Genomic DNA, 12,394 nt, shown 5'->3' with positions numbered 1-12,394 from the left:
CGGGAGCGCCGCCTGATGCGCCGCTTCACCTGGGACGACCTGCAATTCTTCCTGGCCGTGGCGCGCAACGGCCAACTGGCGAGCGCCGCGCGCCAGCTGCGCACCAACCATGCCACCGTGTCGCGCCGCATCGACCGGCTGGAGCAGGCGCTGTCTGCAAAACTGTTCGAACGCAATCCGCGCGGCTACATGCTTACCGCCGTCGGCGAGCGGCTGGTGCAGTCGGCCGAGCAGATCGAGCGCGAAGCCGCCAACTTCCGCAACGAGGCGGCCAGCGGCGCCTCGCAGGTGACGGGCGTGCTGCGGTTGTCGACGCTGGAAGGGTTCGGCTCCTATTTCCTCGCCGACCGGCTGCCGCGCTTCGCCGAGGCACATGCCAACCTGTCGATCGAACTCGTCACCATCCAGCAGATCGTGTCGCTGTCGCGGCGCGAGGCGGACATGTCGATCACGCTGACTTCGCCGCGCACCGACTTCTACCACTACGAGAAGATCACGACGTATCGCCTGTTCGTTTATGGAACGCGCAGCTATCTGGACAGCCATCCGCCGATCGAGAAGCGCGAGGACCTGCTGGCGCATCGCATGATCGGCTACATCGAGGACATGATCTTCACGCCCGGCCTCGACTATCACCGGGAGATTTTGCCGGGCCTGCGCGCCAGCTACCAGAGTTCCTCCATCCATGCGCAGCTTCGCGCCACGCTGAAGGGCGTCGGCCTGTGCGTGCTGCCGCACTTCATGGCGGCGGGGTTCGACGAACTGGTGCCGGTGCTGACGCGCGACATCCTTCTGGAACGCGACTACTGGTGTGTCAGCCACCGCGACCTGTCGGCGGCGCCGCGCATCCGCGCCCTAGCCGAATTCGTCCAGGCCGAGGCGCGAAGTGCCGCGCAGCTCTTCCTGGGCGACCACCTCGTCGGCGCCTGAACGCTGCGGTCCGTCGCCGTCGCCTTGGCGCAAGAAATTGCCGAGCGAGGGACAAGTGCTGCATTGACAGCCATTCCGTTGACGGAAAGGATAGCGCAGCCTTGGCATGGGCCGCTTGACAAGAGAATCAGGGAACAGGGGTAACATAATGAAAAAACATCGAAACTGGGCGACATCGCTGGGCAGTGGCCTGCTTCTGTCGGCGATTGCCGCCTTCGCGGTTGCCATGCCGGCCTCGGCCGCCGACGATGTGCTGACGATCGGCAAGTCCGGCGACCCGGACAACATCGACCCCGCCGTCACCGTCACCAACAATTCCTGGACGGCGAGCTATCCGGCCTATGAGCGGCTGGTCCGTTTCAACGGCGGCTCGACCGACATCGCGCCGGAAGTCGCCAAGTCGTGGACGACCAGCGCCGACATGCTGACCTGGACCTTCACGCTCGGCGACGGCCACACCTTCGCCGACGGCAAGCCGGTGGACGCCGAGGCGGTGAAGTTCAGCTTCGACCGCGTGATCAAGATCGGCAAGGGGCCGATGGGCTCGTTCGAGGCGATCAAGTCGGTGGAAGCCGTCGATCCGCACACGGTGAAGTTCACCCTGAAGGAGCCGTTCGCGCCGTTCCTGTCGACGCTGGCGACCAGCGGCGGCTCCATCGTCAATCCGGCGGTGATGGACAAGGCGACCGGCGACGATCTCGGCCAGGGCTATCTCGCCGACCACACGATGGGCTCCGGTCCCTATCAGGTGAAGAGCTGGGAAAAGGGCCAGCGCATCGTCATGGAGCCCAATCCCAAGTGGAGCGGCAGCGAGCTGAAGTTCAAGGAAATCGACATCAAGATCATCAAGGAAGCGTCGGCGCGCCGGCTGCAGCTTGAGAACGGCGATCTCGACATCGCCGAGGACATTCCGATCGACCAGCTCCAGGCGCTGAAGGGCAAGGAGGGGATCAAGGTCGTCGACGAGCCCAGCCTCTACGTCACCTATCTCTACCTGAACAACGAGAAGCCGCCGCTCGACAACGTCAAGGTGCGCCAGGCGCTGTCCTACGCCATCGACTACAAGGGCATCATCGACGGCATCATGCTGGGCCAGGCCGAGCAGATGCGCGGGCCGATCCCGAAGGGCCTGTGGGGGCATGACGATACGGTCATGCAGTATTCCTACGACCCGCAGAAGGCCAAGGATCTGCTGAAGGAAGCCGGCGTCTCCGACCTGTCGTTCAACTACCTCTACGCCAAGACCGACCCGGCCTGGGAGCAGATCGGCCTCGTGCTGCAGCAGAACCTCGCCGATATCGGCGTCAAGGTGAAGCTGCAGGATTTCGCCTATCCGACCATGCGCGACAAGCTGAACACCGGCGATTTCGACATCGCCGCCGGCAACTGGTCGCCGGACTACGGCGATCCGTCGATGTTCATGAACTTCTGGTTCGATTCGAAACTGAAGGGCCTGCCGGGCGACCGCGCCTTCTACTCCAATCCCAAGGTCGACGAGCTGATCCGCAAGGCCGCGGCCGGCACCGACCAGAAGGAGCGCGAGGCGCTTTACCAGGAGGCGCAGAAGATCACCGTGGAGGAGGCGCCCTACATCCTCCTGTTCCAGCGCAACTACCAGTTCGCCATGCGCGACAACGTCAAGGGCTACGTCTACAACCCCATGCTGGTGCAGATCTTCAACTTCGATTCGATGTCGAAGGGGCAGTGAAGGACGCAGAGGCGCTTACGCCTCGGCCACCAGCCACGCTCCGCCGCTGCCGTGCAGCGGCGGAGAGCGATCGTTCAGGGTGAGTAACCGGTGTCCTTCCTCAGCATCATCAGGCGTCGCCTGATCTTTCTCGTTTTCGTCGTGTTCGGGGTGACGGTCGTCACCTTCGTCATCTCGCACATGATCCCCGGCGATCCGGCGCGGATGATGGCGGGGGACAGGGCGACGAACGAGATCGTCGAGAACATGCGCCGCCAGCTCGGCCTCGACCAGCCGCTGTGGCGGCAATACGTCACCTATATCGGCCAGGTGGCGCAGGGCGATTTCGGCATTTCCATCCGTACCCAGCGCCCGGTGATCGACGACATCAAGCGCTTCTTCCCGGCGACCATCGAGCTGGCGCTGGCAGCCCTCATCTTCGCGGTCGCGGTGGGCATTCCGCTCGGCGTGCTTTCGGCGGTGGCGAAGGATCGATGGATCGACCAGATCTCGCGAACGATCTCGGTCACCGGCATCTCCACGCCGGCCTTCTGGCTGGGGCTTCTCCTGATCTATCTGTTCTACGGCCGGCTGGGAATCCTGCCGGGCTCCGGGCGGCTCGCCAGCGGCATTGCGCCGCCGACGACGATCACCGGTTTCTACACCGTCGATTCCCTGCTGACATTCAATTGGCCGGCGCTGCGCAGTTCGCTGATTCATCTCATCCTGCCGGCGCTGACGCTGGGTTTCGTCCATCTCGGCATCGTCACACGCCAGATTCGCTCGGCCATGCTTGAAGTGCTGCAGGAGGATTATGTGCGCACGGCGCGCGCCAGCGGCCTGCCGCGCCGCACGGTGCTGTTCGGCCACGCGTTGCGCAACGCGCTGATCCCGTCGGTGACGATGATCGGCCTTGCCTTCGGCGACCTGCTCTACGGCGCGGTGCTGACAGAGACGGTGTTCGCCTGGCCCGGCATGGGCAACTACGTCGTCCAGTCGATCACCGCGCTCGATTTCCCCGCCATCATGGGCTTCACCGTGGTCGCCTCGACCGCCTACGTGCTGCTCAACCTGTCGGTGGACCTCGTCTATATGTGGCTCGACCCGCAGATCCGGGAGGTGAGCTGATGAGTCTCGAAAGCGCGGAGGCCGAGGGCACGACGCCGGCGAGGTCAAGTTCCGGCGTCGGCTATCTCTGGTACCAGCTGCGCCGCAGCCCGCTGACGATGGTTGGGCTGGGCATCATCGTGGTCGTGCTGTTCATCATGGTCGCGGCGCCGTGGATCGCGCCCTACAATCCCGACAAGCTCGACCTCCTGCACCGGCTGGCGGCGCCCAGCCTGGCGCATTTCTTCGGTACCGACGAAGTCGGGCGCGACATCTTCTCGCGCGTGCTGTGGGGCGCACGCACCTCCGTCACGGTCGGCCTGGCGATCGTCGCCATATCGATGGGATTCGGCACCGTGATCGGCGCTTTTTCGGGCCTGGTCGGCGGGCGCGTCGACACGCTCATCATGCGCTTCATGGACGTGGTGCTATCCTTCCCGTCCTTCGTCATGGCGATGGCGCTGGCGGCGGCGCTCGGCCCGAACCTCATCAACGCCATGCTGGCGATCGCGGTGGTGCGCATTCCCTTCTATGTGCGGCTGGCGCGCGGGCAGGCGCTCAGCCTGCGCTCGAAACCCTATGTCAAGGCGGCGATGAGCTTCGGCGCGCCGCGCGTGCAGATCATGCGCCGCCACATCATGCCGAACGCCATGGCGCCAATCATCGTGCAGGCGACGCTGGACATCGGCCTAGCGATCCTGACGGCATCGGCGTTGAGCTTCATCGGGCTGGGCGCCCAGCAGCCGACCGCCGAATGGGGCGCGATGGTCGCTACCGGGCGCGATTATCTGCTCGACCAGTGGTGGTATCCGACGTTCCCCGGCCTGGCGATCCTGATCACCGCCGTCGGCTTCAACCTGCTCGGCGACGGTTTGCGCGATATGTTCGATCCGCGGATGAGGGGACGCTGATGCAGGCCGGCACCGACAGCATCGTTTCGGTCGACGATCTGAGCCTCGTCTTCCCGACCTATCACGGCGACGTGCGGGCGCTGTCGGGCGTCACGCTCGACGTGCGCCCCGGCGAGATCGTCGGGCTGGTGGGCGAATCCGGATCGGGCAAGTCGGTGACGGCGATGTCCGTCATCCGGCTTCTGCCGCCCGGCATGGCGCGCTTCACCGGCGGCAGCCTCTCGCTGCTCGGCCACGACATGCTGGCCATCGGCGAGCGCGCGCTGGAGGACATACGCGGCAAGGACGCCTCGATGATCTTCCAGGAGCCGATGTCGGCGCTCAACCCGACCATCCGCATCGGCAAGCAGATCGTGCAAGTCATCCGCCAGCACGAGGCTATCAGCGAAGCGGAGGCGAAGAAGCGCGCCGCAGCCCTGCTCGGCGAGATGCAGGTTCCGGACGCGGCGCGCGTGATGCGCAACTACCCGTTCGAACTGTCGGGCGGCATGCGCCAGCGGGTGCTGATCGCCATGGCGTTTTCCTGCAACCCCTCGGTGCTGATCTGCGACGAGCCGACGACGGCGCTCGACGTCACCGTGCAGGCGCAGGTGCTGGCGCTGATCCGCGAGCGGGCGCGGGCGCGCGGCACGGCCGTGCTGTTCATCACCCACGACCTCGCCGTGGTGCGCCAGCTCTGCGACCGCGTCTATGTCATGTATGCGGGGCGCATGGTGGAGGAGGGGCGAACAGCCGACTTGCTGGCGCATCCGCTGCATCCCTACACGCAGGCGCTGCTGCGCTCACTGCCGGAACTGGCCGAACCCAAGCAGCCGCTGGCCGCGATTCCCGGTACGGTGCCGGCGCTGCTCACCGAGATCAAGGGCTGCGCCTTCCGCTGGCGCTGCGCCCATGCCGTGGCGCGCTGCACCGAGACGCCGCCTTTCGTTTCGCCGGGCGAGGCCGGGCACCGCGCCGCCTGCTGGTTCGCCGGAGAGATCGCGCCGCCGACACCGGCGCGTTCGATGCCGGCTTCCGTGGCGGCAGGCGAGGCAACGAGCGAGGCGCTGGTCCGGCTGGAGGGCGTCGAGGTCGGGTTTCCGCTCGGCCGCTCCTGGCTCGGCCGTCCCAAGGCGATGGTGCATGCCCTCAACGGCGTCGATCTGGAAATCCGCGCCGGCGAGACGCTCGGCATCGTCGGCGAGTCCGGCTGCGGGAAATCGACGCTGGCCGAGGTGGTGATGGCGCTGCAAAAGCCGAGCGCCGGGCGCATCACCTTCGACGGCGTCGATCTGGCTTCCCTCGACACGGCCGCACTGCGTACGGTGCGGCGCAATTTCCAGGTCGTCTTCCAGGACCCGCAATCCTCGCTCGATCCGCGCATGCCGGTGTGGCGGCTGATCACCGAGCCGCTCTATGTCGCCGGCGAGCGGTCGTCGCGCAAGCTCAAGGCGCGCGCGGAGGAACTGATGCGGCAGGTGGGATTGCGGGCCGACCAGATCGGCCGCTATCCGCACGAGTTTTCCGGCGGCCAGCGCCAGCGCATCGCCATCGCCCGGGCGCTTGCGCTGCATCCGAAGCTGGTGGTGCTGGACGAGCCGACCTCGGCGCTCGATGTCTCCGTGCAGGCGCAGGTGCTCAACATCCTGATGGAGCTGCAGGCAAGCCTCGGCCTCACCTACCTGTTCATCTCGCACAACGTCGCCGTGGTGCGCCATATCGCCGACCGCGTGGCGGTGATGTATCTCGGCCAGGTGGTGGAGCTTGGAACGGCAGCCGAAGTGCTCGACAATCCGCGCCATCCCTACACCCGCACGCTGATCGGCGCCGTGCCGAAATTGAGCGCGGACACTGAGATCGCGGCGCCTGCGGCGGTCGATCTGCCGAGCAACGTCAATTTGCCCGAGGGCTGCTTCTTCCGTGAGCGTTGCGCCTTCAAGGCGGCCGGTTGCGAGAAGCCGCAGGCGCTGGCGCCGTGGCAGGAGAGCGGCCATCAGGTGCGTTGTCATCGCGCGGCGGAGCTGCCGGGCTGGGCACAAGCGTAGGTCCTGCCCGGACCATCGGAGGATTTTGAGAATGGCCACACCGGTCACGATGGAAGCGCCGCTCGGCGCGCGCATGCGGATCGACGGCCGCGAGGTCGATTACTTCTGCGGCACCAGCTACTTCTGCCTGCACGGCCATCCGGCGGTGATCGAGGCGGCGTGCGCGGCAACGAAGGCTTTCGGGCTCGGGCCGGGCACGCTCGCTTTCATGCAGGTCTATGACGACTTGCAGGACAGCCTCCGTCGCTGGTTCGGCACCGAGGACGTGGTGCTGACGATCTCCGGCTATACCGGGCCGATGGTGCTCTTGCAGGGCATGCAGGACGATTTTGACCTGATCTTCATCGATGCCGCCACGCATTACAGCTCGCGCGACGCGATCCCGACGCTCGGCAAGCCGGTGCATCCCTTCCGCCATCTCGATGCGAATAGTCTAGCCGACGAGTTGGCCCGCCACGTCAAGGCCGGACAGCGCCCGGTGGTGGTGAGCGACGGCGTCTTTCCGTCGACCGGCGCGCTGGCGCCGCTTGCCGAATACCGCAAGGCCATGGCCCCTTACGAGGGCGCGCTGCTTGCCGTCGACGATTCGCACGGCGTCGGCGTGCTGGGTGCGAGCGGACGCGGCTCGATACAGGAGGCCGGACTGGACGGCACCGACGGCAACCATTTCGCCGGCACGCTGAGCAAGGCGTTCGGCGCGCTGGGCGGTATCGTGCCGGCAAGCGCGGCGCTGGCGGCGAAGATCGAGGACAAGGCCATGATCATGCGCGGCGCCTCGCCGCCGCCGCCTGCCGCCGCCGGAGCCGCGGTCGCCTCGCTGCGGTTGCTGGAAACGACGCCGGCGATGCGCGCCAACCTCAAGCGCAACGTCAAGCATATGCGCGCCGGCCTGCGCGATCTGGGCTTCGCCATTCCGGAGACGCCGGTGCCCATCGTCTCGGTGCAGGGCGACGTCGATCTCGAGCGCATCCGCGCCGGGCTGAACGAGCGTGACATCGTGGTCAGGGTTGCCGGCGCGTCCAGCTATTCGGACGCGCCCGACGTGCCGGCGATGCGGCTGGCGGTGTTCTCCGAACATACGCCCGAGCAGATCGACAGGCTGCTGTCGTCGATCCGCGAACTGCTTTGAAATGAAAGGCGCGAGTTGCCGGAAGGCGTGAGGAAAGCCCATGCGTACGAGCAAGGTCGTCCACATCGTATCCTGCCATGCCGAGGGTGAAGTCGGCGACGTCATCGTCGGCGGCGTCGCGCCGCCGCCGGGCGAAACGCTGTGGGAGCAGCGCAATTTCATCGCCAGGGACAAGGCGCTGCGCGACTTCGTGCTGAACGAGCCGCGCGGCGGCGTCTTTCGCCACATCAACCTGCTTGTTCCGCCGAAGGACCCGCGCGCCGCCATGGGCTTCATCATCATGGAGCCGGAAGACACGCCGCCGATGTCCGGCTCCAACTCCATCTGCGTGTCCACCGTGCTGCTCGACAGCGGCATCGTGCCGATGCAGGAACCCGAAACCCGTATGGTGCTGGAAGCGCCGGGCGGGCTGGTCGAGGTCGTCGCTTCATGCCGCAATGGCAAGGCAGAGCGCATCACAGTCACCAACGTGCCGTCCTTTGCCGACAGGCTGGACGCGAAACTGGAGGTCGAGGGGCTCGGCACGCTGACCGTCGACACCGCCTATGGCGGCGACAGCTTCGTTATCGCCGACGCCCGGTCGCTCGGCTTTGCGGTGGTGCCGGACGAGGCGCGCGAACTGGCCGAGACCGGCATCAGGATCACTCGCGCCGCCAACGAACAGCTCGGCTTCTCGCATCCCGACAACCCCGAATGGGATCACATCTCGTTCTGCCAGCTGACGCTGCCGGTGGAGGAACGCGACGGCGTCCTGCACGGCCGCAACACTGTCGTCATCCAGCCGGCCAAGCTGGACCGTTCGCCGACGGGAACCGGCTGCTCGGCGCGCATGGCGGTGCTGCACGCGCGCGGGCTGATGAAGGCCGGCCAGCGCTTCACCGGCCATTCGATCATCGGCTCCACCTTCGAATGCCGCATCGCGCGCGAAACGACCGTGGCCGGAAAGCCCGCCATCGTGCCGGAGATTTCCGGCCGCGCCTGGATCACCGGCACGCATCAGGTGATGCTCGACCCCGGCGACCCGTGGCCTGCCGGCTATCGGCTCGCCGATACCTGGCCGAAAAAGCTGTAAGCCGAAGGAACTGCCGGCGTCCTACGCAGGCTGCGCCGACATCGCGCGCGCGATGTCTAAGAAAGCGCGCATGGTCTTGGCCTGGCTGCGCTCGGTCAGGCACACCAGCGCCTCGTCCATCAGCATCGGCGGGCCGTCGATAGGGATCTTGGCGAGCCGCGTGTCGTTGCCGAATTCCGCCTCCGATACGAAGCCGATGCCCGCGCCCGCGGCGACGATCTCGCGCACCGCCTCGCGGCCTTCCGCCTCGATGGCGAATTTCAGCTCGACGCCGGCCGCCGCCGCCCCTTGCTCCAGTTTCTTGCGGGTGCGCGAGCCGCGCTCGCGCATGACCAGCGGCAGGGCAGCGAGTTCGGCGAAGGACAGGCTGTCGCGCTTCGTCGCCGGATGCCCGGCCGCTGCGAAGGCGACGATCGGCGTGGAGTTCAGCCGGACGATCTCGAATTCGCGGCCGGTGGGGATTTCGCCGAGCACGCCGATGTCGGCGTCGTAGCTGAACAGGCTGGTGATGACCGTCTCGGTGTTGCCGGCCCGCATGGTCACCTTGACGCCGGGATATTTCTTGCGGAATTCGCCGAGGATGTGCAGCAGGTGATGCGCCGCGTCGGCGACGATGCGCAGCGTGCCGGCGCGCAGCGCCCGTGATTCGGAAAGCAGTTCCAGCGCCTGGCTCTCGGTGTCGAACATGCGGCGGGTGATCGCCAGCAGCTTCTCGCCGGCCGGCGTCAGCGTCACCTGCTTGCGCTGCCGGTTGAAAAGCAGGATGTCGTATTCCTCTTCCAGCTTGCGCACCTGGTCGGAGATGGCCGGCTGGGTCAGGAAGAGCTCCTCGGCGGCGCGGGAGAAGCCGCCGGAAATGGCGACGTAGTGAAAGGCGCGCAGTTGGACATAGCGCATCGCGGCATCCTCTTGAATAGATACAGCTTATTGATAGATACAAAATAACGATTTTTCAAATACATTGTCCGGCGCCTATAAGGCTGCGAACAACAAGCAGCGACGGGAGGCGTTCCGGCCATGGCCGACACGGCAACAGCACAAGGTTTCGAGCCTCCGGCACTCGGCGAGCCTTATCTGCTCACTCCCGGCCCGTTGACGACCGCCTATTCGGTCAAGCAGGCGATGCTGAAGGACTGGGGTTCGTGGGACGGCGATTTCCGCGCCATGACCGCCGACATGCGCCGCCGCCTGCTGGCGCTGACCGGCGACAGGAAAAGCGAATACGACTGCGTGCCGCTGCAAGGATCCGGCTCCTATTGCGTCGAAGCCATGCTCGGTTCCTTCGTACCGAAGGACGGCAAGGTGCTGGTGCTGGCCAACGGCGCCTACGGCCTGCGCGCCGCGCAGACGATGAAGTATCTCGGCCGGGCGCACACGCTGATCGACAAGGGCGATTACCTGCCGCCGCGTGGCGACGAGGTTGGAGCGGCGCTCGACGCCGATCCGGCGATTACCCATGTTCTCGCCATCCATTGCGAGACGAGCTCCGGCATCCTCAACCCCGTTCCGGAGATCGCCGAGGTCGTGAAGGCCAAAGGCCGCAAGCTGCTGGTCGATTCCATGAGCGCCTTCGGCGCCGTGCCGCTCGACGTCAACGACATCGGCTACGAGGCGATGGTGTCGTCGGCCAACAAGTGCATCGAGGGCGTTCCGGGCTTCGGCTTCGTCATCGCGAAAAAGAGCGCGCTGGAAGCCGCCAAGGGCAACAGTCATTCGCTGTCGCTCGACGTGCATGCCCAGTGGGCGGCGATGGAAAAGACCGGCCAGTGGCGTTTCACGCCGCCGACGCATGTCGTCGCCGCTTTCCTCGAGGCGCTGAAGATGCACGAGGCGGAAGGCGGCGTCGCCGGTCGCGGCGCGCGCTATACCAGGAACCGCGACGTGATGGTGGCGGGCATGCGCGAACTCGGCTTCGAGACGCTGTTGTCCGACCGCTGGCTGTCGCCGATCATCGTCACATTCTTTTGCCCCGCGCATGAGAAGTTTGTCTTTAACCGTTTCTACGAACTCATGAAGGACAAGGGTTTCATCATCTATCCGGGCAAGCTCACGGTGGTGGATTCCTTCCGCGTCGGCTGCATCGGCCGCATGGACGAGCATGTCATGCGCCGCGTCGTCGAGGCGGCGAAACAGTCGCTCGACGAGATGGGCGTCGACACCGCCGCCCCGCCCGCCACGGCAATCGCCGAACGCGCAAAGCTTGCCGCCTGAGTTCCACCGCCAGACTTCGCCGCTTGACGCGGCTTTTTCAATCCGAGGACCGACGCCCATGAACCAGATGTCTCCCGTATCCGTGTCGGTGAACGGCCGCAGCTATGCGTGGCCGCGCGTGCCGGCGATCGCGATCTGCCTTGACGGTTGCGAGCCGGCCTATCTGGACGAGGCGATCAAGGCCGGGCTGATGCCGGCTTTGGTGAAGATCAAGGAAAAGGGCACGGTGCGGTTCGCCCATTCGGTGATCCCGTCCTTCACCAACCCGAACAACCTGTCGATCGCGACGGGGCGTCCGCCGGCAGTGCACGGCATCTGCGGCAACTACCTCTACGACCCGGCGACGGGCGAGGAGGTGATGATGAACGATCCGAAGTTTTTGCGCGCACCGACCGTCTTCCAGGGTTTTTACGATGCCGGCGCCAGGGTCGCGGTGGTGACGGCCAAGGATAAGCTGCGCGCCCTGCTCGGCAAGGGGCTGAAGTTCGACGACGGGCGGGCGCTGTGCTTCTCGGCCGAGAAGTCGGACACCACGACGAAGAAGGAGCACGGCATCGACAATGCGTCCAAGCATTTTGGCCTGGCCGTACCGGAGGTCTATTCGGCCGAGCTTTCGGAATTCGTCTTCGCCGCAGGCGTGCAGTTGCTCAAGGAGTTCCGGCCCGACGTGATGTACCTCACCACGACCGACTACGTGCAGCACAAATACGCGCCGGGCGTAAGCCAAGCGAATGCCTTCTACGAGATGTTCGACAAGTACCTCGCGCAACTGGATGAACTGGGCGCGGCGATCGTGGTGACGGCCGATCACGGCATGAAGCCGAAGCACCATGCCGACGGTTCCCCCAATGTCGTCTACGTGCAGGACCTGCTTGACGAGTGGCTGGGCAAGGAGGCCGCGCGCGTCATCCTGCCGATCACCGATCCCTATGTCGTCCATCACGGCGCGCTGGGCTCGTTCGCCACCGCCTACCTGCCGAAAGGCGCCGACCGCGAGGCGGTGATGGAGAAATTGCGCAAGGTCGAGGGCATCACGCTGGTGCTCGGCCGCGAGGAAGGCTGCGCCCGTTTCGAACTGCCGGAAGACCGCATGGGCGACATCATCCTGATCTCGGGCGAGAACAAGACCATCGGCACTTCCGAGCACCGGCACAACCTGGCCGCACTCAACGAGCCGCTGCGCTCGCATGGCGGGCTGACCGAGCAGACCGTGCCGTTCATCGTCAACCGGCTGATGAAGGACCTGCCGAACGAGCCGGCCTTGAGGAACTTCGACGCCTTCCACTACGCGGTGATGGCCGCCGCGCAGGTGGGCTGAGGACT

10 protein-coding genes are annotated in these 12,394 nt (G+C 65.8%); 9 read left to right on the top strand and 1 reads right to left on the bottom strand.

Features of this window, described 5'->3' with window-relative positions; genetic code table 11:
• Positions 1 to 15: 15 nt before the first annotated feature.
• The 7 genes from E6C48_RS08440 to E6C48_RS08410 all read left to right on the top strand — a co-directional run bounded on the left by E6C48_RS08440 (position 16) and on the right by E6C48_RS08410 (position 8,860).
• On the top strand, positions 16 to 930 hold the full coding sequence (locus tag E6C48_RS08440; protein ID WP_136356061.1) for a LysR family transcriptional regulator: 915 nt from the start codon (positions 16 to 18) through the stop codon (positions 928 to 930).
• A 148-nt stretch (positions 931 to 1,078) separates the two neighbouring features.
• Positions 1,079 to 2,638: an ABC transporter substrate-binding protein gene (locus E6C48_RS08435; RefSeq protein ID WP_206086453.1), complete on the top strand. Its 1,560-nt coding sequence runs from the start codon at positions 1,079 to 1,081 to the stop codon at positions 2,636 to 2,638.
• A 90-nt stretch (positions 2,639 to 2,728) separates the two neighbouring features.
• Positions 2,729 to 3,745, top strand: a complete 1,017-nt coding sequence (locus tag E6C48_RS08430; protein ID WP_136356059.1) for an ABC transporter permease — start codon at positions 2,729 to 2,731, stop codon at positions 3,743 to 3,745.
• Complete coding sequence (gene ddpC, locus E6C48_RS08425; protein WP_136356057.1) at positions 3,745 to 4,635, top strand: D,D-dipeptide ABC transporter permease; 891 nt, start codon at positions 3,745 to 3,747, stop codon at positions 4,633 to 4,635. The genes E6C48_RS08430 and ddpC overlap by 1 nt, the downstream gene beginning before the upstream one ends.
• A complete protein-coding gene (locus E6C48_RS08420) occupies positions 4,635 to 6,659 on the top strand; it encodes a dipeptide ABC transporter ATP-binding protein (protein WP_136356055.1) in 2,025 nt (674 codons plus the stop codon). Before ddpC ends, E6C48_RS08420 begins: the two co-directional genes overlap by 1 nt.
• Positions 6,660 to 6,690: 31 nt before the next feature.
• Complete coding sequence (locus E6C48_RS08415; RefSeq protein ID WP_136356053.1) at positions 6,691 to 7,788, top strand: aminotransferase class I/II-fold pyridoxal phosphate-dependent enzyme; 1,098 nt, start codon at positions 6,691 to 6,693, stop codon at positions 7,786 to 7,788.
• Positions 7,789 to 7,828: 40 nt separating this feature from the next.
• Positions 7,829 to 8,860 (top strand): trans-3-hydroxy-L-proline dehydratase, encoded by a 1,032-nt coding sequence (locus E6C48_RS08410; RefSeq protein WP_136356051.1) that lies wholly within the window; start codon positions 7,829 to 7,831, stop codon positions 8,858 to 8,860.
• A 21-nt stretch (positions 8,861 to 8,881) separates the two neighbouring features.
• Here E6C48_RS08410 and E6C48_RS08405 read toward each other — a convergent pair whose 3' ends face one another.
• Positions 8,882 to 9,757 carry a LysR substrate-binding domain-containing protein gene (locus E6C48_RS08405; protein ID WP_136356049.1) on the bottom strand — a complete coding sequence of 292 codons (876 nt, stop codon included), beginning with the start codon at positions 9,755 to 9,757 and terminating at the stop codon, positions 8,882 to 8,884.
• 120 nt (positions 9,758 to 9,877) lie between these two features.
• Between E6C48_RS08405 and E6C48_RS08400 the strand changes: the two genes are divergently transcribed.
• Positions 9,878 to 11,071, top strand: a complete 1,194-nt coding sequence (locus E6C48_RS08400; protein WP_136356047.1) for a 2-aminoethylphosphonate--pyruvate transaminase — start codon at positions 9,878 to 9,880, stop codon at positions 11,069 to 11,071.
• Positions 11,072 to 11,129: 58 nt separating this feature from the next.
• On the top strand, positions 11,130 to 12,389 hold the full coding sequence (phnA, locus tag E6C48_RS08395; RefSeq protein WP_136356045.1) for a phosphonoacetate hydrolase: 1,260 nt from the start codon (positions 11,130 to 11,132) through the stop codon (positions 12,387 to 12,389).
• The last annotated feature ends 5 nt before the right edge of the window (positions 12,390 to 12,394 follow it).

This window comes from Ollibium composti (assembly GCF_004801285.1).
GTDB lineage: Bacteria > Pseudomonadota > Alphaproteobacteria > Rhizobiales > Rhizobiaceae > Mesorhizobium > Mesorhizobium composti.
The sequence above is the reverse complement of the archived record's forward strand: the minus strand, read 5'-3'. Positions and strand labels throughout refer to the sequence as shown.